The following is a 23,404-nucleotide window of genomic DNA, read 5'->3' as shown; positions in this document are numbered from 1 at the left end:
TCTGGTTCGTGAAAAAAAACCTCTCTCAGGAAGAAAAATGAACGAATTTATGATAAATGTCCATATTCATGGTCGTAAGCCTCGCTGCTGATTGTGGATTTGGTAGTAAGGCTGACAATAAATTCTAGATAAAGAATCTAAATCTCTATGTGGAATTATAGAGAGATATCCGCTAGGGTTGCCCATGAGCATCGGGATTTAGTTACCCATGCGGTTTATACGCACAGCGATCGCAACGGTTTCGCCAGGCGTAGGAAGGCTTCTCAGGTTGAACACGTTTCGGTGTAAGCCACTGAAAAATAAAAATAAAAGGATGACAACGATGAAAGAATCCCGCCGCTTTAGAACTCAGCCCTCGCAGCTAACCCGCATCGCCCTGGCGGTTGCTGTGCTCGGTGGCGCAGGAAGCGTTTGCGCAATGGAAATTGATCTGGGTAACCCTGATTACCGTCTGCGCTTCGATAACACCATCCGCTACAACCTTGGCGTTCGGATGGAGGATCAGGACAATCGCATCATGAACACGCCGACGACGGACGAGTCGGATGGCAAGTTCGATAAAGGCGATATCGTGACAAATCGCGTCGATCTGCTGACTGAAGTCGATTTTGCTTATAAGTATCTGTGGGGCGCTCGCGTAAGCGCGGCAGCCTGGTACGACGACGCTTACAAAGACGGCACTGTCGAAAGCAACGTTCCTGGCTACTCGACAAGTTATAACGGCAACAAATACAGCTCGGAAGTCGATCGCTATGTTCATGGTCCTTCCGGCGAGATCCTTGACGCATTTATCTGGACCAATTTCAACGTTGGGCCGGTGCCGGTTAACCTCAAAGTGGGTCGGCATACCAACTATTGGGGCGAGGGCCTGCTGTTCGGGGCACATGCCGTATCTTATTCGCAGGCACCTAGCGACGGTGTGAAGGCCGTCACCAGCCCTGGCATCGAGACGAAAGAAGTATTTCTGCCGGTGGGACAGATTTCGGTCAAGGCCCAGCTGACCGATACCCTTTCGGTGGCGGTGCAGCAATTCTTCGAGTGGGAGAACTCTCGCCTACCCTACGGCGGTACATATTTTGGTCCAGCAGATCCCTTCTTTGAGGGTCCGGATCGCTTCCCGCTCCAGCCGGGCTTCAATCTGGAACGGCGAAGCACCAAGCGCGGGCGCGATACAGCGAACTGGGGGATCATGGGTAAGCTCAACCTCGAGCAGATCGAGTCCACGGTCGGCGCCTATTATCGCGAGTTCGATGACTATCAGCCTTGGCTCGCTCCCGAGCTGGTCGCCGCTGCCGATGGCTATTACCGACTCGTCCATCCTCGTGACGTGAAGTTGGCGGGTCTCAGCTTTTCTCGCGTATTCAACTCCGTTGCGGTGGGTATGGATCTTTCCTACCGTAAGAACGGCGCCCTCAACGCCACAGGCGTAAGCCCTGTTGACGAAGAAGGCCCTCGCGGCAACACCATCCACTTCGTAGCCAACGCAGTATACGGCGTACCCCGTAATTTCATTGCCAACAACGCGACCCTGGTTGGCGAATTTGCCTACAGCCATCTGGACAAGGTGACCAAGCACGAAGAGCTCTACAAGGGCGATGGTTATGCGGCGTGTCGTGATGCGCGCAGTTCGGCCCTCCCGGGAGGCAAGGAAGACGGTTGCTCGACCGATGACTACTACGCTGTAGCTGTGAACTATACCCCTCAATACCTTTCGATCTTCCCGTCCTGGGACCTGGAGGTTCCGTTTACCGTCAACTACGGGATTAGCGGAAACGCGGCAAGCGCGGGCGGCGGTAGCGAAGGAGCCCTAGCTTGGTCCGTAGGTGCAAAAATGACTTACATCCAGCGCCACGAATTTAGCCTGCGTTACGCAGACACTTCTGCCCAGGAAAAGAGTCTGCTCAACGGCGGGGTTGGTGGTAACGGTGCGGTGGGTACCACCGACCGCGGTTGGCTTGCATTCACCTACAAAACTTCCTTCTAAAACATATAAATAAAGGGGAACTCAATGAAACTCCAAGTCGCTCTTGGTCTGATGCTCAGCGGTATTTCCTCCCTATCGATGGCTGCGGTCTCTACCGAGGAAGCTGCAAAGCTGGGTGATTCGCTCACTCGCATTGGCGCAATCGCCGCAGGTAACGAAGCCGGTACCATCCCTGCCTATGACGGCGGTCTGCGCACCGCACCGCCGGGTTTCAAGCCCGACAGCGGTGTGTGGGCCGATCCGTTTGCCGACGAAAAGCCGCTGTTTCGTATTACTGCCGCAAACATGGCTGAACACGCCGACAAGCTAAGTGATGGTCAGAAAGAAGTATTGAAACGCAACCCTGACTATTACATGGACATCTATCCAACCCATCGCACAGCGGCCTACCCGGAAGAGGTGCTGCAAGCCACGGTACGTAACGCTACCGAATGCGAAACCAAGAAAGATGGCCTGGCTGTCGAGTCGGACTGCCGGGGCGGTATTCCATTTCCGATTCCACAGACCGGCAACGAGGTGATGTGGAACCAATTGCTTCGTTATAACGATGGCAAGTTCGGCACCACGACGGCTTCCTCCAATACCTGGGTTGTGGACAGCAACGGCGGCGTAACCAAAACCGCAACGCAATCGACTTTTGTCGAGCGTCCTTTTTACCAGACCGACGTAGAGGGTCGCGATCCGGAGATGGCGTATAGGGTTTACTCGCTGACCAAGGCTCCTGCCCGAAAGGCCGGTGAGCTGACCGGCCTCAACGACTACCTCGACCCAACCGTCAAACCCCGTCGGGCATGGAGCTATACCCCAGGGCAGCGCCGCGTGAAGCTGGCTCCCGAGTTTGCTTATGACACCCCGGTCGCGAGCATGGGTGGACTTGAATTGTTCGATGAGCTGTTCATGTTCTCAGGTGTTCAGGATCGCTTCGATTTCAAGCTTGTGGGCAAAAAGGAGATGTATATCCCTTACAACACCTACAAGTTTTACTTCAACTGCGAAGATCAACTTCAAGACTCGCATCCGAACCCTGCGTGTGAGCGTTGGGAATTGCACCGGGTATGGGAAGTTGAGGCTACTTTGAAGCCCGGCATGCGCCACGTTTACAGCAAGCGCACCTACTATCTTGACGAAGATACTTACGGCGCGGGTCTGTACGACGCATGGGACCAAAGCGGTCAGCTCTATCGCGCAATGATGCTTGGTGGTGTTCAGTTCTACGATCACGACATTCCTTATGTCGTTAAACATTCCATCTATGACTTCAACAAAGGCATGTATGGCGTAATCAACGATGGCCTGGATGGTGGTTATCGCGTCTTGACCGAACCGCGTTCCGAGCGTGCGTTGAATCCGGAAGCTATTGTAACGAGGGAAACCCAGCGCTGATCAGCTAACGCGACCTGCATGCTTGTTTTGTGTGCAGGCTCGCCGATCAGGTTTTCACCCTTGGTTTGCAGGTGATGTTTGCTCTGTTTTGACAGGCATCGCGCGCATGCTGATTACGCTGGTTGAGGATAAAAACAATGATATTCCCAGTCCCGCTTACTTTACGAAACACGCCTCCGGCGCCCATGACTCGCTACGTCGGGAAATGGCTGAGTGTGATGCTGCTGGTTCTGCTGATGCCATTGGGCGTTGCAGCGTCCATTGCAGCCGAGGGTGCCGATCCCTTGCGCGAGCCATCGAAGCCGATCGAAGCGCCGGCGCCTCTTCTCGGTATGGACCGCGCGGGTGATGTGCTTGTTGGCGTCGGGCCGCATGGCATGATCAAGCGATCCACCGATGGCGGGACGACTTGGCAGCAAGTGCAGAGTCCCGTGTCCACTGATCTGGTTCAGGTGCGCTTTCGCGACCCCATGAACGGGTGGATCGTAGGGCATGACTCGGTACTGCTGCACACAGCCGATGGTGGCTTGACCTGGTCGGTACAGCTCGATGGCCGTACGGTGCTCGCGCGTCTCAAGGGCTTCTACGGCGAGCGCGCAGAGCGTGGCGACGAGGGTGCAGCCGACATGCTTCAGGAAGTTGAGTTCGCCATGAACACGTCGGCTACGCCCGACGTGCTGGCTGCACCCTTTCTCGACGTCATGTTCAACGACGACAAGGTCGGCTACGTCATTGGCGCGTTCGGGATGATCCTGAGAAGCACAGATGACGGGGCGACCTGGGATCCTTGGATCGAGCAAACCGACAATACCCGCCGTATGCACCTGTATGGCCTGGACGAACGCGACGGCGTTTTCTACATCGCTGGAGAGCAGGGCTTGCTCATGCGCCTGAATCTCCAGACTCAACAGTTCACAACGATCGAAACGCCCTATAACGGTACTTACTTCGGTGTGCGCGCGCTTCCCGACCTGCTTCTGGCCTACGGCCTGCGTGGCAACCTATATGCGAGCAGGGACGATGGGGGGCAATGGCAGCAGATAGACACCGGCATTAACGCAAGTCTGATCAGCGCGGTGGATTCAGGGCAGCAACTGATCATGGTTAGCCAGAGCGGCGCGATGATCGCGCTCGACAAAGAAAGTTTGAGCGTCACACCCCTGCAGGCCTCACGCGTGGGCGAAGTGTTCGCGGCCAGTGGTACCGGACGAGATGGCGAAATGGTCGTGACTTTTTTCTCGGGTGCAAAACTCGTCGAGATAGCCAAGGCGAACTAATAACGCGGCATGCTTAGTGAGAACAAGAAAATGGTAGATCAAAAGTACAATAGTGGAATGCCCGTAGTTCCGGATGTTCGCGATTTCGACAAGTCGTCCGGCGGGTTTTTCGAGCGTGTTATTTTCAATAACCGCGTACTTGTGCTCGTGGTCTGCCTGCTGGCCACCGTTGTACTTGGTTACTTCGCTGCTCGCATAGACGTAAATGCCAGCTTCGAAAGAATGATTCCGAGCAGCAGTCCCTATATCAAGAACTACTTCGCATATAAGGATCAGCTCCCTGGTTTGGGCAACAGCATTCGTATCGTTGTGGAAAACAAGCAGGGCGATATCTATGATCCGGAATACCTGAAGGTTCTGCAGGAAGTAAACGATACGCTGTATCTCATCCCTGGAGTCGACCGCTCCTGGATGAAATCGCTGTGGATGCCGATTGTCCGTTGGAAGGAAGTCACCGAGGATGGAATCAGTGGCGGTGCGGTAATGCCTTCCGACTATGACGGCAGCGAGACGTCGATAACGAAACTACGGCGCAACATTTCTCGTGCCGGAATCATCGGTAATCTGGTCGCCAATGATGGACAGTCGAGCATGATTGTCGCCCCGTTGCTCGACTCGCATCCTCAGACCGGAGAGCCGCTCAATTACGGTGAATTCTCCGACCAGTTGGAAGAGAAGATCCGCTCCTTCGAAAGCGACAAGATCAGCATTCATATCGTCGGTTTCAGTAAGTTGGTCGGCGATTTGATCGACGGGCTGTACAGCGTGATGGTTTTCTTTGCCATCTCCGTCCTGATCGCCGGGATCTTCGTCTACTTTTACATGCGTTGTCTGCGCAGCACGATTTTGTTGATCGGCGTAGCGGTGGCCGGGGTCGTATGGCTTCTCGGTCTAATGCAGCTGCTTGGATATGATCTCGATCCGTATTCGATCCTGGTACCGTTTCTGATCTTCGCCATTGGTGTCTCCCATGGCACGCAGAAGATGAACGGTATTCTTCAAGACATTGGCCGCGGTACGCATAAGTATGTGGCGGCGCGCTATACCTTCCGCCGTCTCTTTCTCACCGGACTTACCGCACTACTGTGCAACATTGTCGGTTTCGCGGTACTGGTGATCATCGACATTCCGGTAATCCGCGATCTGGCGATAACCACCAGCATCGGTGTTGCGGTACTGATATTTACCAAACTACTGCTGATACCCGTCGCGCTGTCCTATATCGGCGTGAGCAAAAAAGCGGCGTTGATCGCTCTCGAGAAAGAGCGTGCCGGAGCCGAAAACCGCAACTGGCTTGGTCATATCTGGCACGGCCTGGACCGTTTCACCGAGCGGCGCTGGGCGATTGCGGTGATTTCGCTATCGGTTGTCGTCACTGTCATCTGCAGCATCGTCATGCTCGACCTCAAGATCGGTGATCTGGATCCAGGTGCGCCAGAGCTACGCGCCGACTCGCGCTACAACCAGGACAACGCTTACATCACCAGCCACTATGGCCTGTCCAGCGACCAGTTCGTCGTGATCATGAAAACCGATCCGGACAGCTGCCGGTTGTACCAGACGCTGCAGACCATGGACCGGCTTGCATGGCAACTGCGTCAGACACCTGGCGTGCAGACCACCAGTTCGCTTGCTGAATCGACCCGTTTCGTGACATCAGGCATGGCTGAAGGCAGCGGCAAGTGGCTGACCATCAGCCGCGACCAGGCCATCACCAACGCGTCGGTCGATGCCGCGATGATTTCTTCGCCCGGCATCACCAACCAGCAGTGCTCGGTTACACCGCTGATCGCCTATCTCACTGATCACAAGGCGGACACGCTGCGTCGCGTGATGGGGGTGGTCGAGGCCTTTGCCGCCGAAAACAACACCGCAGCTGACTCAGAACGCCCGGTCGAGTTTCTCCTGGCCGCAGGCAACGCGGGTATCGAAGCGGCGACAAACATCGAGGTGGAGAAAGGCATCATCACCATGTACCTGGCGGTATATGGCGCTACTGCTTTGCTCTGCCTGCTGACGTTCCGCAGCATTCGCGCCACCATCGTCGCGCTCATTCCTTTGATCATGACGACCATTATCTGCAAGGCGTTGATGGTCTGGCTCGGTATTGGCCTGAAAGTCGCGACCCTGCCGGTCATCGCGGTTGGCGTGGGGGTAGGCGTGGATTACGCGCTGTATTTGCTCAGTGTGCAGATTGCCGTGCAGGAACGGGGCGGCTCGCTTGCAGTTGCATATCGCCGGTCGCTGGACTTCACCGGCAGAGTAGTCGCTCTGATCGGCTTGACTATGGCGGCTGGCGTGATCACCTGGGCTTGGTCGCCAATCAAATTCCAGGCCGACATGGGCATCCTTCTGACGTTCATGTTCCTGTGGAACATGCTTGGCGCTTTGGTGCTGATCCCGGCTCTGTCGCATTTCCTGCTGAATCCAAAGACTACTTCGGCCTCACCGGAGTCGCCGGCCATGCTTGATACGCCGGTCGAAAAGGCTGCCCGGAAAAAAAAATTAGCTGACGCGGCTTCCGCTCATTGATCGGAGGCGCCCGGTTGGCGCTTCCACCGACTGTAAAGCCAGGCCCAGAGCCATGGCGCGATATTGAAGGGAGAGGGATATGTTCGAGTTATTGATGAGTGCCGACATGATGGTTCCGGATCCGGACGGGATGACGGAAAAGCTGGTGGATAAACTCGGCATCTTCAAGCATGAGCGCTGGCGCCAGGCGTTCGATAACCATCCGTACATTGCGCATTTTCTGCGCGTGCACAAGTCGCTGGCGGTTTCACCTACCCGTATCGAGCCGCAGTGGCATCTGGATCGTCCGAATCCGGGCGATCCGCTGTTTCATGATTTCTTGGAAAGCCTGAAGGATTATCAGGGGCACCATCGGCCCATGATTACCCATTCGATCGTGCTCGCGCTGCATGGCGACAAGTTCGATGCCTTGGTCAGCAAATTGATGCGTCGTCGCCTGCCGTTCCGTATGGCCCAGCGCACTCCGGAGATGCCGTTCGACCGCCTGTGGTTGGGCGCGACACCGGAAAAGCCGTACTACGAGCCATCCGTGGACGGCGGCCTGTGCATCGAAATCATGCCTACCGAGCCGTTGCAAATGCCGCCGGAAACCTACGCAACGCCACCTGCGCAGCCACGTGAACAAAAGCCGGGCGACATGGTGCGTGTCACTGCGCGTGGCTTCCTGGTGCGCGATCTCGATGAAACGCTGCGCAAGCTTTCCACCAATCTTGATTGGGAGCCGTCGTGCCCGGTGGAGAATATCGCCAGTGAAGGTTATCGCCGCGCGCGCATGGGCTTCACTGTCGCCAATAGCGCCACGCTCGACGTGCTCGAGGCGACTTACTGGAATACCGACGCCGGCCATTATGTGAATAACTGGGGGCCTGGTCCGTACTACATCCGTATTGGCGTTAATGATCTGGCCGCCAAGGCTGAAGATTTGCGCGCTCGCGGTACAGCCTTTGAATGGATCGAATCGTCCGCAGCGGTAGGCGGCAAATCGCTTATCAAAATCGATCCGAACGAGTTGGATGGTCAGGTGTTCGAGTTCGAGGAGTGTTCGGTATGAGCGCCGAAGAAAATCAGCAGGCACCGCTGGTTATCAACGAGTCGGTAAGGGTAGAGCGCGGCGCCTCGGTTGGCTGGGTTGTGTTGACTCGACCAGACCAGATCAATGCGATCAACGACAGCATCCGTCAGGGTGTACCTCAAGCGCTTCAGTTGCTCGACAACGATTCACAGGTGAGGGTCATCGTCATCCGTGGTGAAGGCGAGCGTGGGTTTTGCGCCGGCGCCGATATCAAGGAACGTCGTGGTGAAGAAACCTCCCTGCAGGTGCGCCAGCGGATGGAGCGTTCGCGCTGGATCGAATCGCTCGATGGGATCGCCAAGCCGGTCATCGCTGCTATCCAGGGTTACTGCATGGGCGGCGGGCTGGAGTTTGCTTTGGCTTGCGATATTCGCTTCGCCGCTCCCAATGCAATTTTCGCGTTGCCGGAAACCGGCCTTGGGCTGATTCCCGGCGGTGGGGGTACTCAGCGCCTTTCGCGGGTCGTGGCGCCGGGGCGCGCCCTCGATATGTTGCTGACGGGCGACCGCATGAATGCGGAGCAGGCATTGCAGATCGGCCTGGTCAGTCGCCTGGCCGCCGACAACGCGACTCTGGTCGAGGAGGTCAGGGTTTTTGCCGAGCGCATCGCCAGCAAGCCGCCCGCTGCTTCGGCGTTCGTAAAGCAGGCGGCCCGGGCTGCGCTGGAGCTGGATCTCAAGAGCGGGCTCAATCTCGAACTCGACCTGTTTGCCCTTCTAGCGCCGACAAAGGATGTGCGCGAAGCAGCGCAAGCCTTTAGTGAACGGCGCGAGCCGCGCTTCACGGGCGAGTAGGATTGGCATTGCTAACAACAGAATAAGGAATACCAGATGAGCATGGGCAAGCTGGCAGGGCGGGTTGCGATCGTCACCGGTGGTGGCAACGGGCTGGGCGCTGAATGTGCTCGGGTGCTGGCGGAGCATGGAGCGTCTGTCGCGGTAGTCGATGTCGACGGCGACGCCGCCAACCGAGTGGCAGAGTCAATATCGGCGCAAGGCAGGTCTGCTTTTGGCTATCGTACCGATGTGTCTTCCGAGGAAGACGTCAAGGCGATGATCGCCCAGGTAAGGGAGAAATTCGGTCGGATCGACGTGTTGCACAACAATGCGGCCGTGCTGAACGCCGATCAACGCCAGCGGGACCGAGATCTGGTCAACCTGGATATGGAAGCCTTCGACCGTGCCATGGCGGTGAATCTGCGTGGCGCCGTGCTCTGCACCAAATACGCCATTCCGGTAATGCTGGAGCAGGGCAAAGGCTCGGTCATCTTCGCCACGTCCGGTTTGGGGATGCAGGGCGACATGTCGCTGACAGGCTACGCAACCTCCAAAGCGGCGCTGATGATGCTTCCGCGCCTGGTCGCGTCCCAGTACGGCAAGAAAGGAATTCGTGGCAATGCGGTGCAAATCGGCCTCGCACCGCAGCATGAAATGCCGGCGCCATTATTGGAAATCATGCGCGACAACCATTGCACAGCCGAACTGGGTACGCCTAGACAGATTGCCGATGTGGTCGCGTTCCTGGCGTCGGATGAGTCCTCGTTCGTGACCGGTACTACTCTCGTCGCGGATGGTGGGTTCAGTAGCCACACCCCGTCTCTGGTGGCGATGCGTGCACTGTTTGAAAAGATGGGTCGTACAGGCATGTAAGTAATGTCTGGCCGGCGCGGCCCGGCTCGCAAAAGCGGAGCCGGACGCCCCGTTAGTTGCCAACCTCACACTTGGTTCGCAAGCCTCGCTCCACAGGAATGCGCTACATGTTGGCGCGGGTTAAGTGCTGCTGCTTTGGTAGGAGTGAGCTTGCTCGCGAAAACGGGGTTAGGAGCGCTTTCGGCTTTCTTGGCACGCTCGGTTATAAAACTACCTGTGTTGGCAATACTGCGTTAAAAACGGCCTCAGCAAGCCGCTTGTGGCTAACGCGATTTATCGCGGCCCGAAGAACGAACGAAGTGAGTCATGCTCATTTACAGCTGTAGGCTCGTACGCGGGCCTCGGCCGTTTTGACTCGCCACCCTAGCCCTTCGGCTGTTACTCCCCATGGTTGTTGCGCTTTGTCTTGCCTGCCTCGCCTACATTCTTTAACGGCGCTGGTAGCGCTGCTGAAAACGCGTCGCAGCATTACTGCTCCGCCGGACCACGCAAGTCTTTTACCATTAGTAAAACGGATGCCGGGTTGCCTGGTGGCGTTTATTGCTAGGGTGCTGCTCAGCGCCAACACGCGGGCAACGGACAAAACCTTTAACCGTCTCCTCCATAGCGATTTCTTCTGCTCTGCCGGAGCGGTAATCAAGCTCGCGTTGCTTGGTGTTGCGGCTCTGAACCGAACTCTTGCAGCGGATTGCAGCGGCTTTTGCGTAGGGCAAATGTCGTTGAAGTCCGATAGGAACAACAAAGAATGAATAATAAAAATACAGATTTCGATGTGATCATCGTTGGCGGCGGCACTAACGGCCTGTCAGCCGGCTGCTATCTGGGGCTGGAAGGCAAGAAGGTACTGGTGCTTGAAGCCCTGGACAAAGTCGGCGGCATGGCTTCCTCGGGTTACCTGATTCCCGAAGCGCCCGAGCATCTCGTTCATCCCTGTGCGTTGGACATGATGTCGATGCGGGTTCACGCTCATGTTCCGAAGGAACTTGATCTCGAGCGGCACGGTTTCAGGTCAATAGAGCTGGCGCCGGGTTATGTCTACCTGCATCCGGATGGCACATCGCTTATTTTCTGGCGAGACCGTAACAAGACCGCTGCGGAAATCAGACGTTACAGCGAGGCTGACGCAGCGGCTTTTCTCAAGTTTATGGACGTCATCGACATGTTCCTGGACATCGCGCTCCCGATGATGCGCGCCGACCCAGCCGAACTGAATCTGGGTGCCAAATTTCAGGTGATTGGCTCAGCGCTGAAGAACCGTAAACTCAAGCCCGAGTTGATGGCGCTGATGACCGGCTCGGCCCATCAGGCTGCCCGCGAACGCTTCGAGCATCCCGTGACCATATCCGCGATGTGTGCGCTGACCGGCCTCGCTGGTGACATTAGCGCCGACGGCGGCGGTATCTATTACGCGTTGCTCGGCTTCCTCCATCGCTTCGGCGTCGGTCGCGTGCTAGGTGGGATGCAACAGCTGAGCAATGCCATGCAGGCCCGGCTTGAAGAGCTTGGTGGTCAGGTATTGGTCAGCGCATCGGTCGCCGAGATCGTCTCTGTTGATGGGCAGGTCAAGGGCGTGCGATTGGCCGACGGTCGCGAATTTACCGGGAGAGCGGTAATTGCCGGCTGTCATCCCAAAGTAGCGTTGGAGATGGTCAGCGCGGGTGAGATTCCGTCCTACCTGTTGACACGTATCGCAATGGCCCCGGCCAACGCCAAAGGCTCCGGTCCGTTGAAAGTGGACGTCGCCTTGAGCGGGCAAATATCGGTGCCTCGGTTTGAAGCTGTTAGGGGTGACGGTGTCGACCTGCGCAACACCTGCCTACTGATTGGCACCGAGGAGGCTGTACTGGAGAACTTCGCGGCGTGCATGCGGGGTGAAGTACCGACACTTCCCTACATCACCATGGCAGCTCCCAGCGCGGCGGACCCGTCTCAGGCACCCTCTGGCCAGGACGTTTTATACATTTATCCGCCAGTGATGCCGGTCAATCCCGTGGAAGGATGGGACGCGATCAGAGAGCGTGTGGCCGACCAGGTCATCGATCAGGTTTCGGAATATGTCGAGGGGCTCAAGGGCCACATCATCGGCCGGCGAGTCGAGGCTGCACCTGACTTCACCGCGCGCTTGAATACGGTGAATGGCTGCGTCGTGCATATCGATACCACCACCATGCGCTCCAGCACCATGCGCCCAGCCCATGGACTGGGCGGTAATACCTTGCCGGTGGCAGGACTTTACCTTGGCAGTGCCGGCATCCACCCGGGCGGAGGTGTAAACGGAATGGCCGGGCGCCTGGCTGCCAAACGAGTCGCCAAATACCTGGCCAAGGCAAGCAAATAGCGGAAGCTATCGAACAAGCAGCGCGTCTTACAGTGCAGGCCGATTTCGCTGGATTCCTATCGGGACGCCTGGTCTTCACAGCCAGGCGCTACCGAGATGCCCGCCAGGATGAAATCCGCCGAATGTTGCCGCCAGATCGCCATGCCCTCGGGGGAGGCGGTATCCAGCCCAGTCAGGGTCGACATCGAATAACGATTGGTGAACCAGCCGGTAGTCACCAACGCCGCTGAGGCCAGCAGCAATCTGGGATTGATTCCCTGCTTGAAATCTCCGGTAGCGGCGCCGCGTTGGAGGATGGCATCAAGTTTGGCAATCAGCCCCGGCGCCATTTCAAGGAATCGATTGCGCGGTGTTTCGTGGGCATCATGGTAACGGATACCCTCCAGTGCCAGCGCGCCGAGCAGCGGGTCGTGGCAGTACTGGTCGAAGAACCGGTTAAGCATCGCTCGCAACGCAGCGGGTGGCGTCAGCTGCTCGATTTCCAGCGCTACCAGCTCGGACATGATGCTTTCAGACGATTCATCGAGCACCGCGACGAACAGGTTCTCCTTAGAGCCGTAGTAGTGATAGACCAGCTGCTTGGTGACCCCCGCTTCCTGCGCGATGGTTTCCACCCTCGCACCGCCAAGCCCTTTGCTGCCGAACTCGTTGCGCGCGGCAGCCAACAGTTTGTTCATCGTGTTGCGCTTGCCTGACTCGGCCGGCTCCGAACTCTTCACGTTCTTATTCTCCTTATAGTGACTGCCAGAGGCTGGGCGTTCGTTTGACCATGGGTCAAACGAATCGAAGGACGTATCGCGGCGAAGGCGCCTACCATCGATTGCAGTGCTCGTCCCGTGGTTCGGCTTGAAGCTGACCTGGGTGAGCAACTAGCCGCCTGGCTTCCGAATCGGACAGTTTTGGTGCGGTGAACAATAAAAACAAGAGACGCGTCATGCCATTCGAACCCCATCCGCCCAGTGATGACCGGAGCCTTCGCAATTCCAGGCGCATTGGGGACAGCAAAACCAGCTCAATATGGTTTGCATTGCTCGCGATCAGCTTGGCGATGTGCGCTGAACTCGTGCATCGCGGGCAGGAATGCCGGTGGATTGGAACGCATCGCGGCGACTCGCTTCCCTACTGATTCGATGACAGGAGAGTTTTGATGAGCACCGAAAATACCGCGATGGATCTGGAAACTGCCTACTCGGCGGTATCCGAAATGTACCGCGGCGCGGATCTGGACATCCACGCGCTCAGTCGGGAGATGCGCCATAGCGCTCCCGTATACGCGGGTGATTTCGTGGCTCAGTTTGGCGTGCCGACCAACGCTGGGATGCAGCAGGGCACACGCCCTACTTTCGCCCTGTTCAAGTACAACGATGTGATGGCTGTACTGCGGGACGGGACCAGTTTCACCAGTGGATTCATCGCTGAAGGATTGGGCGCGTTCTTCGATGGCCTGATCATTCTCGCAATGGACGGTGAGCAGCATCGTCGGGTCCGCGCGTTGTTGCAGCCGGCCTTCATGCCGCAAACAGTGAACAAATGGCGCGACAAGATCGACTATGTGATCCGCCACCATTTTCTTGAGCCCATGGTCGAACACAAGCGCGCCGATTTGATGGACTTTGGTCTCAACTTTCCGATCCGCGAAATGTATGCGTTGATGGGCTTCCCTGATGGCGATCCGGAGAAGTATCGGCAGTACGCGGCTTGGGCATTGGCCATGGTCGGTGGCAACCAGATCGATCCGGCAAAGGCGCCTGAGGCTCGTCGTCAGGCGGGCATTGCCGTAAAGGCCCTTTATGACGCAATCATGGAAGTGGTTGTCCAGCGCCGTGCCGCCGGTAGCGAAGGCGATGACCTGATCGGTCAGTTGCTGCGCGCCGAGCACGAGGGCCGGATGCTGGACGACCATGAGGTCACCACCTTTGTCCGCTCGTTGTTGCCGGCCGCGGGGGAGACCACGACGCGCACGTTCAGCTCGGTGATCACGCTCATGATGACCACTCCGGGGCTGATCGACCGCATTCGTGCGGACCGCAACCTGATCCCCAAGCTGATCGACGAAACCGTGCGCTATGAACCGGTGTCCACCTTCAAGGTTCGCGAGACGTCCAAGGACGTCGAAATCGGTGGCGTGCAAATCCCCAAGGGCTCGTTCGTTCAGTGCATGGTCGTGTCGGCCAACCGTGACGAAGATGCTTTCGAAAACCCTGATGTCTTCGATATCGATCGCAAAACCAAGCCGTCATTTGGCTTCGGGTTCGGCCCGCACATGTGCATCGGGCAGTTCGTGGCCAAGCTCGAGCTGACTTGCGCGATCAATGCGATTCTCGATCTTTTCCCCAATATTCGCCTCGACCCAAGCAAGCCTGTGCCTGTGATTAGCGGTGCGCAGCTGCGTGGCGTCTCTTCGATCCCGGTGATCTGGGACTGACCATCTCGGCTATGCGTATTTCAGCCACAACAATAAAAAGAGGAACTCATGAGAACATTCAAGACCATTCCAGAACGCGGCGACTTTGGCTTTCAGCAGTTTGTCGGTCCGCACAAGGTCACGGGTGCGGCGATGGCCGGTACTCGCGGTTTCTTTGGATTGCATCTGAGCAAGAGTTCGCCGTTTGGCTCGGTCCGTGACGAGGAGGGCAATATTTATTCGTTTGTCCGCTCGCTGATGGCGCCAAACGGTACACCGAATCCAACGAAGTTCCTCTACCTGAACAATCACGTAGACGGTAAGAACCTGCGCATGGATTTCGACAAGATGGCGCAGCAGGCCCTTACGCCAATGCCGGTCCAGACATTGGAAGGCGACACCGTGCGTTGGACGAACCAGCCCGGAGAGCAAGGCAATCACTGGGAAATCACCGCCAACAGCGAACGAATGACCTGGAAGGAAGATGGGCTGTTCCAGCTCGAAGGCCGTTTGCTCACCGGCCTGCAGTGGTATCTGCCAGGCGTGGAGTGGGGCACATTCTATGTCTCGCAACTGTGGGATGTGTCTGGCGTAGTCGAGGGCCGGCCGGTGAAAGGTGCCATTGCGCTCGATCAGTTTTACCTGGCCGAAGGCGGCGCGATCCACTTCAAGAAAGACTTGGTGGTAAACAACAACAAACATGTGATTTGGTGGTCCTTCGTTACGGTGTACAAGGACGGCAGCTGGGATGCCGGCTCGTTCATGGTTGGTCATGACCACCTCGGCTACGCCATTTTCAGCAATGAGAAGGGTGAAGTACGGGTCACCACCGACATCGAAGGCTTGGCCGTACACAAGGACGGTAGCTACTTTCTCAAGTCAGCCAAGGTCGTTCTGGAGGGCACGGAAGAGTGGGAGTTCCTGCCGGACGAGAAGGGCGAAATGATCGACTTCGTTGGCGGTTTTCCGGTTACCGCGCAGCAGGAAGGGCGCTGGCGGCGGGTGGGCGATACTCGCGAGCCGTCGCACTGGCTTGGCTGGGGCGAGTCGGACCGACGCAACGGCTCGGCGCGTAACGTACCTGGCGCGGATCTCTGATAGCGAACCGGGTATCCGCGGCGCTGAAGCGTCGCGGATTGCGCGAGAACAACAATAATGAGGAACGACGATGAAATTTCGCGACAAAGTGGTGCTGATCACCGGCGCCGGCCGCGGCATGGGGCGCGCCATTGCCCTGGAATACGCCAAGCAGGGCGCCAAAGTCGTGGTGTCGGCCCGGACCGCGAGATATGGCGAAGAAACCGTCGAACAGATCAATGCCTTGGGCGGCAGTGCCTGCCTGGTGGGTGGCGACATTGCGGATCGGTCGGCGATCAAATCGATGGTCGAGGGCGGCGTGGAGGCATTCGGCGCGCTGGATATCGTGGTGCACTGCGCGGCTGACGCCCCTCATGGACTCATCGCCGATATGACTGACGACAGCATCGACCGTCTCGTGCGCAGCAATGTTCAGTCCCTGTTCTGGCTGGCGAAGGATGCGGCACCGTATCTTTCCAAGGCGAAGGATAAAGGCCGCCTCATTTTCATTTCTTCCGGCGAAGCCAACCGCAAGTACACGCCAATGTTGATCGGCTACGGTTCGAGCAAGGCTTTCATGAACGCCTTCGCGCGCGGCCTGGCTGTGGAGTTCGGCCCGTTGAACATCTTGGTCAACGTGGTCGAGCCCGGCCTGATCGGCACCGATCGTATGACCGAAGCGCTGGGCGAAGACTTGCCCCACAAACTGGCTGAACACTTTCCGGTGGCACGCCTCGGGCAGTCTCTGGATATCGCAAATGCCGTGCTTTTTCTGACATCCAACGAGGCTTCCTATATCACCGGCACGTCACTATTGGTCGACGGTGGCGCAACCATGGTCTCACTGCCGATCGATGAAATACTCAAAGGGCACTAACAGGTTGGTGAACAACGTAGCGCAGTAATCTTCAACAATCTGCTAACCCATGCCGCGCATTCGGTGTTCGCTGAGTGCGCCAGGAGTCTCGTCATGACAGCCGAATCCCGTTCGCAGAGCTCGACAACCGATACCAATGAATTCAAGCAGGGCTGGCGCATCGTGCTGCTCGGTCTGGTAGGTATCTGCACCAGTATCACCGCCGCATTGCTCTATGGTTTTGGCACCATGGTCATTCCGCTAGAGCAGGCCTTTGGCTGGAGCCGGGGTGATCTGCAGGCATCCATTACATTCCTGTTTGCCGGGGTCGCCATTTCCACTCAACTGGTTGGCCCGCTGTATCGGCGCTTCGGGCTTCGGCGGGTTGCGATCTTTTCAATCGTGCTGCAAATCATTGGCTATTTCGCGATCACACAAATCAAGGGTTCGATCGGCTGGTTGTACCTGGCTTTTTTCCTCATGCCGATCGTGTGCGCGGGGACTATCGCGATCACCTGGACTCAGCTGGTCAATCTGTGGTTCGAGCGCAACCGCGGGTTGGCGCTGGCCGTCATTCTTTGCGGAACTGGATTGATGGCAATGGTCCTGCCACCGTTGCTGGCGCGGCTCATCGCGGAGTACGGCTGGCAGGCAGGTTTCTTCGCGCTGGGTGCGATGCCGCTGCTGGCGACTTTGCCGCTGTCGCTGTTGTGGTTGCGCTTGCCCTCCGAGACCGTCCCCCGAAATCAGACCGCAGAGAAGAAAAGCGCCGAGCTGTCCGGTATGTCATACAAGCAGGCCCTGCGTTCCGGAACCTATTGGGGCTTCAATATTGCGCTGATTTTGTCGGTGTCGCTTACCGTCGGCATGGTCACCAATATCGTGCCGATGTTGCAAAGCACCGGTTTGAGCGCGCAGACGGCCGCACAGGTATTCGGCACCTTTGGCATCGCGATCATCGTGGGGCGGCTGCTAGTCGGCTATCTGCTGGACCGCTATTCCCCATCGTTTGTGGCGGCGATCAGCTTGGCGTTGCCGGCGGTTGGCTGCGCCATCTTTCTGTTTTCCGACGGCCAGAATGTACCGCTGTTGGTACTGGCCACGTTGACCATCGGGGCGAGCGCCGGAGCTGAATTCGACCTTGCGGCGTTCCTGATGGCGCGCTACTTCGGGCTCAAGGATTACGCCCGCATATTTGGCCTGCACTTGGGCTTGATCACGATAGTCTCAGGCATGGTGCCGATGCTGTTTGGTTACCTTTTCGAGCTGTATGGCGGTTACTCCGCCGTGTTGACGAGTTGCCTGGTCTTCGCGATCGTTGGTCCTTCTATTTTGCTCTGGCTGAGGATGGAGCCGGCATACCGCGCTTGCCAACAACACCAACATGCCTGAGCGAGCAAATGGAGTGTTTCATCTGGAACTGTCAGGCTACTGACAATTTATGCCGTTTCATCAGAACGAGGACATCACATGAGTGACGAAGCAAAACAAGCCATCGAACACTTTCTGCACGGCCAGGTGGAGTGTTGGAACAATGGCGACAAGGAAGGTTTTTTCGAACATTACCGCAGTGTGACTCGTAGCGGTCTGAGCATCGAATTCGTCGGACGACCGCTGCCGACAGATTCCTGGGAAATCCTCGAAGGCATGTGGGCGCAGCAACAGCCGCGCTGCCGCATCGAAGTCAGGGAAACCATCATCAACGGTGAAGAAGCCGCGTGTTACCACTACAACGCGATGCGTGACGGCAGCGGTGGTATCGAAACCATTGAGCTGTACCGGTTTGAAGGCGGCAGGCTGTGGGTGCGCTATTTCATCAAGAATTGATAAACGGGTGTTTCCGAATGCAGAAAGGGTGCGATACATCGCACCCTTTCTGCATCTTTTCCACGGCCCGGTGCAGGTGTTTTCGGATCAAGCGGTGAAGGTCGGTACGCTAGCTTCAGCCTTCAGCCTTCAGCCTTCAGCCTTCAGCCTTTTTGCGTGAGGTCCAGAAGCCTTTTGCCAGTAGCAGTGGCAGGCAAAGGATGACGCGCAACCCGAGCAGCCGGGCGGCCTGCCAGCAGTCTTCCGGGTTGACTAGGATGGTGGTGGTCATGGCGCCCATGACCTTGCCCTTGATCACCAGTCGCTCACCGTCCCGCGTGATGGATTTGACGTCCACCATCTCCACGCCTTCCTTGCTGAACATCTTCATGCTGCGCTCGCTCCTGCCAGGGGTGCTCAGGCACCGATCAGTTCGTCGAAGTCCAGGCCGGATTCCTCCAGCAGCACCCGTGCCACGTTACGTCCAGAGGCGGCGGTGACACCGCCGCCGGGGTGGGTGCTGGCTCCGGCCAGGTACAGGCCGTCCACCGGCGACTTGTACTGGGCGTAGCCGGGGGCGGGGCGGTTGCCGGCGATCTGCCAGGAATAGGAGCCGAAATGCAGGATATCGGCGCCGATCATGGCGTTGTTATGGCGCTCGATGTCCAGCGGGGTCATCCACGAGAAGACGAGGATGTTGTCGTCGTCCATGTTGGTGGTGAGCTTGCGCAGGTCGTCGAGGAAGGCATGGGCCACTTCTTCACCGATCTCGTCCCAGCGCTGGGCGCCACCCTTGAGGTGGTAGGGGCAGAAGGCATACATGTTGAGCACGCGCTTGCCTTCCGGCGCGCGGGTCTTGTCGTAGGTGTCCTGGGTCACGTAGGCGATGAAGTCGCGACGCGGGATGCCGTATTCCAGGTCGCGGAAGGCGCGGGCGAATTCTTCCGGATCGGAGTGCGAGCGCTCCACCCAGAAGAAGTCGTCCACCGCCGGGCCGACCTTGTAGCGTGGTGCCTCGCGCAGCGCGACGTGCATGTTGAAGGGTTGAAAGCTGCTGTGCTTGAGCGTACGGATGCGCTGCTCGAAGCCCTCGGGCAGCTCGCAGCCGGGGACCATGGCGGGGAACACCTGCTTGGCGTGCAGGGTGGAGATCACGCCCTGGCGGGCGAGGATTTCCTCGCCGCTGTCGAGGATCACGCCAGTCGCCTTGCCGCCTTCGATCTTGAACTGCTTGATCGGTGCTTCGGTGCGCACCTCGCCGCCATGGTGTTCCAGGCAGGCGCGCAAGGCGTCGGCGAAAGCACCGGAGCCGCCGACCGGGATGCCCACGCCGTAACGGTGCATCAGCGGCAGGATGATGTAGAAGCCGAAGCCGGTGCCGTTGTCGAACGGGTTCATCATCGCCTCGGAGGCGTAGCGGGCCAGGGCGATCTTGACCTTGTCGTTCTCGAACCATTCGCTGATGTAGTCCCAGGCGCTCATCGCCTGGGTACGCATGAGTTCCTGGCCAACCTGGCTCTGCTCCATCATCAGCGCTTGGTGCGAGGCGCTCGGCGGCGTGTTGAACATGCCCATGACCAGCATGTCGAGGTTCTGGAACACCTGGTGATTGAAGCGGCGGTAGGCCTCGGCGTCACGCTCGGAAAACTTGGCGATGGCCTCGCAGGTGCGTTCCAGGTCGGTGTAGAACTCCAGGGTGCTGCCGTCGTCGTAAAAGATCGCGGTCATCTTGTCGGGGTTGATGTACTTGAGGCCGAATTTCGCTTTCAGCTCCAGTTCGTCGTTGCGCAGCAGCGGGTTGGCCTGCAGCAGGGTGTGCGCCACCGAGCAGACGTCGTGCTTGAAGCCGGGAATGGTCAGCTCGCGGGTCATGACCCCGCCGCCGACCTTGTCGTTCTTCTCCACCACACACACGCTGCGCCCGGCCTTGGCCAGGTAGCAGGCGGCGACCAGGCCATTGTGGCCGCCGCCGGCGATGACGATGTCGTAGGTCTTGCTCATCTTCTTGTCCTTTTTATGTCGATATGAGTTTGGGAGTTCAAGCGCTCAGTCGTCAGGGTATTGCGCCAGTGGCATGACACTCGGCCCGAGAATCGGCCCGACCCGCTCATGGCCCCAGACGCTCAGTTGCTCGGGGTTCAGTTCGAAGCCGTCGTGGTGCCAGGGCGCCAGTTCGTGGATGCACTCCACGGCGAAACCCGACGGGCTGAAGTGGTAGAAGGAGACGTGCGGGTCCTGGCTGTGCTGGCCCAGGGTCATCTGCATCGGCAGGCCGCGCTGGCGCACGATGTCGTAGGTTTCACCGAGGTCGCGCAGGCTTTTGACGAACAGGCCGATGTGCTGCACGCCCTTCATGCCCGGCGCATGGCCGAAGGCGATGTCGTGGCTGGTCTTGTCGTTGAGTTTGGCGCGGAAGAAGCCGGTGCGGCCCTTGCCGGCGCCGGCGCCGTACCAGTGGAAACCCATCAGGTCGGTGAAGAAGGCTTCCAGTTCGGGGCCGTAGTGCGGTGTCATCAGGACGATATGGCCAACGCCGCGTTCGTCGGCGACGAACCCGCCGTGCGCTCGACCGGGAACGAACGAGCGCGGCGTCCATTTCTGCCCGTAGAACAGCTCGTGCCGGTAGCCCGCCGGGCAGCGCAAGCGCACCAGTTCGCGCACCCCGCGGATCTCGCACAGCGCCGCGTCGCCGACCTCCAGGGCCACCCCGGCTGAGCGAAAGCGCGCCACGGCGGCGTCGAAGGCTTGCCTCCCGCGTGCTTCCCAGCCGATATAGGCAATGCGGTCTATGGGGCCGGAGTGAAAGGCAATGCGGTGACGGCGGTCGTCGCTGCGCAGGTACAGCGTGTCGGGATCGCCCGGCGGGGGCGTACCCAGACCTAGGCCGAGCACCTGCAGTGCGTACTCGCGCCAGGGCTTCAGATTCGGGCTTTCAAAGCCCAGATAACCGATGCCGATGATGTCCATGATGGCCTCTTGTTGTTATGAAACGGACCCTCCTGACCGTGCGCCGGGAGGGTCGTCATGGCCGTGTTTACAGCGCGGTCTGGGCATCCGCCTGGGCGAACATCGCGTTGATGTCGCCGGAGGTCACCGGCTTGCCTCTCTCGCGCTTGGGCGCGGCGCCGCCCATGCCCAGCGCCGGCTCGATGTTGACGTGCTTGGCCTGGGCGCGCAGGGCGCCGACCGTGCAGTTCTCCCGACCGAGCAGGGCGAACGGGTCATAGGAAAACTCGCGCATGGCATTGAGGTGGGTGACCTTGTGGATGGTCGGCTCGGGCAGCTTGCGCAGGCTTTCCCAGGCCACTTCCGGCGAATTCGGCCAGGTGCAGTCGGAGTGCGGGTAGTCGCATTCCCAGGTGACCATGTCCTCGCCCACGTCCGGCAGGTTGCGCAGGCCGAAATCGTCCTCGATGAAGCAGGTGATAATGTGCTTGCGGAAGATGTCGCTGGGCCGCTGTCCGCCGAAGTCGGCGTTGGTCCAGGCGTGATGGTGGCGGTGGGTGAAGTCGGCGCGCTCCAGCAGGTAGGGGATCCAGCCGATGCCGCCTTCGGACAGGGCCATGCGCAGGTCGGGGAATTTCTTCCACATCGGTGCCCAGATCCAGTCGGCGGCCGAGTTGGCGATGGAAATCGGCATGGAGGTGATCCAGGCGTCGATCGGCGACAGTTCGGAGGCGTGCTCGGCCTTGATGCCGGTGCCGATATGGCAGCAGATCACCACCTTGTTGTCGGCGCAGGCTTTCCACAACGGGTCCCAGTAGTCGCTGCGGATCGACGGGAAGCCGTGCAGCGCCGGGTTGTCGGACAGTGACAGGGCATGCACGCCGAGTTTCGCCAGGCGGGTGACTTCGGCGGCAGCGGCCTGCATGTCCCACCAGGGCACCAGCATCAGCGGGATGAAGCGTCCCGGCGCGACGTTGCACCAGTCGTGCAGGTGCCAGTCGTTATAGGCCTGGATCGCGGCAAGGGACACGGCGCGGTCCGGGTGGTTCTGGAAGCGCTGGCCGGCGAAGCCGGGGAAGGTTGGAAAGCAGATCGAGCCGAGAATGCCATTGGCGCTCATGTCGTCGACGCGGGCCTTGATGTCCCAGGTGCCGCGGCGCATGTGCTCGTAGCCCAGCGGCTCCATGCCATATTCTTCCTTGGGCCGGCCGACCACCGAGTTGAGGCCCATGTAGCCGGTGGCCTGGCCTTCGAATACCCAGACGTCGCGGCCGCCGTGCTGCTCGACGCGCGGTTGGCGGCCCTTGAAGCGTGCCGGCATGTGGCGGTCGAAGGCGCCGGCCGGTTCGATGGCGTGGTCATCCACGCTGACTAGGATCATGTCTTCGAGTTTCATTGTTGTTGTTCTCCCTTGTCGGTTTCGTGTCACGGAACGCCCCGATGGCCGTTACCGCCAGGTCAGAGGAAAATGCCCAGGTTCGGCGTGCCGATCACAACCTGATCCAGCAGGATTTCTCGCCGCGCCAGTTTCAGTTGGCCGTTCTCGCGGCGCAGGATGTCGTGGCGTTCGCAGGGGATCAGGTCGAAGTCGTCGAAGTCGAAGCGGCTGCGGGTCACCAGTAGGTAGCTCAGCACCTTGTATTCCTCAGCCTTGTCGGTGCCGAACACTCGGACATTGCTGACTAGACGCCGGGTGCGCGAAGGCGGGTCCTCGCCCCAGGCACTGCGGGTGTCGGTGATGCGCATGATGCGCACCATCAGCGAGCCATGGCTCTCATGCAGGTGCTGGACGTTGCGCACCACGGTCTGTTGTTGCAGGCGGTTGGGGCGGGTGAGACGCAGCGGTGCGTTGTACTCGATATCCAGGGTCAGAATTTCGCTCCACTGCTTGAGTTGCAGGGTGTCCAACAGCTCGGCTTCGTCGTAGAGAAAGTCAACGATTTCGCTATGGATCGGGCTGCTGCTGGCGATGCGCTTGCTGCGGTCTGTTGGCGGCAGAGGAGTGGGTGCGAGCAGGGTCTGTAAGTCATTCATGGCGTTCTCCGTGAAGTTGGGGTGCCGTCGGCTGCTCTGTGCAGCC

Annotated in this window: 19 protein-coding genes; 13 read left to right on the top strand and 6 right to left on the bottom strand. The window is 58.6% G+C overall.

Annotated features, from left to right (window positions below; genetic code table 11):
• The first annotated feature begins 313 nt into the window (after positions 1–313).
• The 8 genes from NA619_RS11890 to NA619_RS11855 all read left to right on the top strand — a co-directional run bounded on the left by NA619_RS11890 (position 314) and on the right by NA619_RS11855 (position 12,235).
• A complete protein-coding gene (locus NA619_RS11890) occupies positions 314–1,984 on the top strand; it encodes a DUF1302 domain-containing protein (RefSeq protein ID WP_423836829.1) in 1,671 nt (556 codons plus the stop codon).
• Positions 1,985–2,008: 24 nt separating this feature from the next.
• Entirely contained in the window at positions 2,009–3,367 is a 1,359-nt protein-coding gene (locus NA619_RS11885) for a DUF1329 domain-containing protein (protein ID WP_255962063.1), read from the top strand.
• 185 nt (positions 3,368–3,552) lie between these two features.
• Entirely contained in the window at positions 3,553–4,644 is a 1,092-nt protein-coding gene (locus tag NA619_RS11880) for a WD40/YVTN/BNR-like repeat-containing protein (protein ID WP_255962062.1), read from the top strand.
• Positions 4,645–4,674: 30 nt separating this feature from the next.
• Positions 4,675–7,176, top strand: coding sequence for an efflux RND transporter permease subunit (locus tag NA619_RS11875; RefSeq protein ID WP_255962061.1), 2,502 nt, complete (start codon positions 4,675–4,677; stop codon positions 7,174–7,176).
• Between the two features lie 79 nt (positions 7,177–7,255).
• The gene (locus NA619_RS11870) at positions 7,256–8,227 is read left to right on the top strand and encodes a lactoylglutathione lyase (RefSeq protein WP_102832420.1); all 972 of its coding nucleotides are present in this window, start codon (positions 7,256–7,258) and stop codon (positions 8,225–8,227) included.
• Positions 8,224–9,042, top strand: coding sequence for an enoyl-CoA hydratase/isomerase family protein (locus NA619_RS11865; RefSeq protein WP_102832421.1), 819 nt, complete (start codon positions 8,224–8,226; stop codon positions 9,040–9,042). Before NA619_RS11870 ends, NA619_RS11865 begins: the two co-directional genes overlap by 4 nt.
• Before the next feature lie 36 nt (positions 9,043–9,078).
• Positions 9,079–9,897: an SDR family NAD(P)-dependent oxidoreductase gene (locus NA619_RS11860; RefSeq protein WP_126190590.1), complete on the top strand. Its 819-nt coding sequence runs from the start codon at positions 9,079–9,081 to the stop codon at positions 9,895–9,897.
• Positions 9,898–10,642: 745 nt separating this feature from the next.
• Complete coding sequence (locus NA619_RS11855) at positions 10,643–12,235, top strand: phytoene desaturase family protein (protein WP_255962060.1); 1,593 nt, start codon at positions 10,643–10,645, stop codon at positions 12,233–12,235.
• A gap of 56 nt (positions 12,236–12,291) precedes the next feature.
• Here the strand turns inward: NA619_RS11855 and NA619_RS11850 are convergent, their stop codons facing one another.
• Positions 12,292–12,912, bottom strand: a complete 621-nt coding sequence (locus NA619_RS11850) for a TetR/AcrR family transcriptional regulator (protein WP_272891753.1) — start codon at positions 12,910–12,912, stop codon at positions 12,292–12,294.
• A 470-nt stretch (positions 12,913–13,382) separates the two neighbouring features.
• Between NA619_RS11850 and NA619_RS11845 the strand changes: the two genes are divergently transcribed.
• From NA619_RS11845 to NA619_RS11825, 5 genes are all read left to right on the top strand, one after another.
• Positions 13,383–14,660 (top strand): cytochrome P450, encoded by a 1,278-nt coding sequence (locus tag NA619_RS11845; protein ID WP_255962057.1) that lies wholly within the window; start codon positions 13,383–13,385, stop codon positions 14,658–14,660.
• 48 nt (positions 14,661–14,708) lie between these two features.
• Complete coding sequence (locus NA619_RS11840) at positions 14,709–15,737, top strand: hypothetical protein (protein WP_255962055.1); 1,029 nt, start codon at positions 14,709–14,711, stop codon at positions 15,735–15,737.
• Between the two features lie 70 nt (positions 15,738–15,807).
• On the top strand, positions 15,808–16,593 hold the full coding sequence (locus NA619_RS11835) for an SDR family NAD(P)-dependent oxidoreductase (RefSeq protein ID WP_212619678.1): 786 nt from the start codon (positions 15,808–15,810) through the stop codon (positions 16,591–16,593).
• Between the two features lie 93 nt (positions 16,594–16,686).
• Positions 16,687–17,964, top strand: coding sequence for an MFS transporter (locus NA619_RS11830; protein WP_126190585.1), 1,278 nt, complete (start codon positions 16,687–16,689; stop codon positions 17,962–17,964).
• Positions 17,965–18,042: 78 nt separating this feature from the next.
• Positions 18,043–18,399: a hypothetical protein gene (locus NA619_RS11825; RefSeq protein WP_102832426.1), complete on the top strand. Its 357-nt coding sequence runs from the start codon at positions 18,043–18,045 to the stop codon at positions 18,397–18,399.
• Between the two features lie 136 nt (positions 18,400–18,535).
• Here the strand turns inward: NA619_RS11825 and NA619_RS11820 are convergent, their stop codons facing one another.
• From NA619_RS11820 to NA619_RS11800, 5 genes are all read right to left on the bottom strand, one after another.
• On the bottom strand, positions 18,536–18,769 hold the full coding sequence (locus NA619_RS11820; RefSeq protein WP_102832427.1) for a hypothetical protein: 234 nt from the start codon (positions 18,767–18,769) through the stop codon (positions 18,536–18,538).
• 26 nt (positions 18,770–18,795) lie between these two features.
• Positions 18,796–20,379 carry a phytoene desaturase family protein gene (locus NA619_RS11815; protein WP_255962054.1) on the bottom strand — a complete coding sequence of 528 codons (1,584 nt, stop codon included), beginning with the start codon at positions 20,377–20,379 and terminating at the stop codon, positions 18,796–18,798.
• A 45-nt stretch (positions 20,380–20,424) separates the two neighbouring features.
• The gene (locus NA619_RS11810; RefSeq protein ID WP_102832429.1) at positions 20,425–21,345 is read right to left on the bottom strand and encodes a VOC family protein; all 921 of its coding nucleotides are present in this window, start codon (positions 21,343–21,345) and stop codon (positions 20,425–20,427) included.
• A gap of 67 nt (positions 21,346–21,412) precedes the next feature.
• Positions 21,413–22,720: an amidohydrolase family protein gene (locus NA619_RS11805; protein WP_255962053.1), complete on the bottom strand. Its 1,308-nt coding sequence runs from the start codon at positions 22,718–22,720 to the stop codon at positions 21,413–21,415.
• A gap of 62 nt (positions 22,721–22,782) precedes the next feature.
• Positions 22,783–23,358, bottom strand: coding sequence for a 3-phenylpropionate/cinnamic acid dioxygenase subunit beta (locus NA619_RS11800; RefSeq protein ID WP_102847592.1), 576 nt, complete (start codon positions 23,356–23,358; stop codon positions 22,783–22,785).
• Between the last annotated feature and the right edge of the window lie 46 nt (positions 23,359–23,404).

The sequence above is a fragment of the Stutzerimonas stutzeri genome (assembly GCF_024448895.1).
GTDB classification, from domain to species: Bacteria; Pseudomonadota; Gammaproteobacteria; order Pseudomonadales; family Pseudomonadaceae; genus Stutzerimonas; species Stutzerimonas stutzeri_Q.
Note: the sequence above shows the minus strand (reverse complement) of the source record. Positions and strands in the feature narration are given on the sequence as shown.

Bases quoted from the DNA above. Each gene is read 5' to 3' on its own strand.
- NA619_RS11890 (WP_423836829.1), top strand. From the start codon at position 314: ATGACAACGATGAAAGAATCCCGCCGCTTTAGAACTCAGCCCTCGCAG.
- NA619_RS11885 (WP_255962063.1), top strand. From the start codon at position 2,009: ATGAAACTCCAAGTCGCTCTTGGTCTGATGCTCAGCGGTATTTCCTCC.
- NA619_RS11880 (WP_255962062.1), top strand. From the start codon at position 3,553: ATGACTCGCTACGTCGGGAAATGGCTGAGTGTGATGCTGCTGGTTCTG.
- NA619_RS11875 (WP_255962061.1), top strand. From the start codon at position 4,675: ATGGTAGATCAAAAGTACAATAGTGGAATGCCCGTAGTTCCGGATGTT.
- NA619_RS11870 (WP_102832420.1), top strand. From the start codon at position 7,256: ATGTTCGAGTTATTGATGAGTGCCGACATGATGGTTCCGGATCCGGAC.
- NA619_RS11865 (WP_102832421.1), top strand. From the start codon at position 8,224: ATGAGCGCCGAAGAAAATCAGCAGGCACCGCTGGTTATCAACGAGTCG.
- NA619_RS11860 (WP_126190590.1), top strand. From the start codon at position 9,079: ATGAGCATGGGCAAGCTGGCAGGGCGGGTTGCGATCGTCACCGGTGGT.
- NA619_RS11855 (WP_255962060.1), top strand. From the start codon at position 10,643: ATGAATAATAAAAATACAGATTTCGATGTGATCATCGTTGGCGGCGGC.
- NA619_RS11850 (WP_272891753.1), bottom strand. From the start codon at position 12,912: ATGAACAAACTGTTGGCTGCCGCGCGCAACGAGTTCGGCAGCAAAGGG.
- NA619_RS11845 (WP_255962057.1), top strand. From the start codon at position 13,383: ATGAGCACCGAAAATACCGCGATGGATCTGGAAACTGCCTACTCGGCG.
- NA619_RS11840 (WP_255962055.1), top strand. From the start codon at position 14,709: ATGAGAACATTCAAGACCATTCCAGAACGCGGCGACTTTGGCTTTCAG.
- NA619_RS11835 (WP_212619678.1), top strand. From the start codon at position 15,808: ATGAAATTTCGCGACAAAGTGGTGCTGATCACCGGCGCCGGCCGCGGC.
- NA619_RS11830 (WP_126190585.1), top strand. From the start codon at position 16,687: ATGACAGCCGAATCCCGTTCGCAGAGCTCGACAACCGATACCAATGAA.
- NA619_RS11825 (WP_102832426.1), top strand. From the start codon at position 18,043: ATGAGTGACGAAGCAAAACAAGCCATCGAACACTTTCTGCACGGCCAG.
- NA619_RS11820 (WP_102832427.1), bottom strand. From the start codon at position 18,769: ATGAAGATGTTCAGCAAGGAAGGCGTGGAGATGGTGGACGTCAAATCC.
- NA619_RS11815 (WP_255962054.1), bottom strand. From the start codon at position 20,379: ATGAGCAAGACCTACGACATCGTCATCGCCGGCGGCGGCCACAATGGC.
- NA619_RS11810 (WP_102832429.1), bottom strand. From the start codon at position 21,345: ATGGACATCATCGGCATCGGTTATCTGGGCTTTGAAAGCCCGAATCTG.
- NA619_RS11805 (WP_255962053.1), bottom strand. From the start codon at position 22,720: ATGAAACTCGAAGACATGATCCTAGTCAGCGTGGATGACCACGCCATC.
- NA619_RS11800 (WP_102847592.1), bottom strand. From the start codon at position 23,358: ATGAATGACTTACAGACCCTGCTCGCACCCACTCCTCTGCCGCCAACA.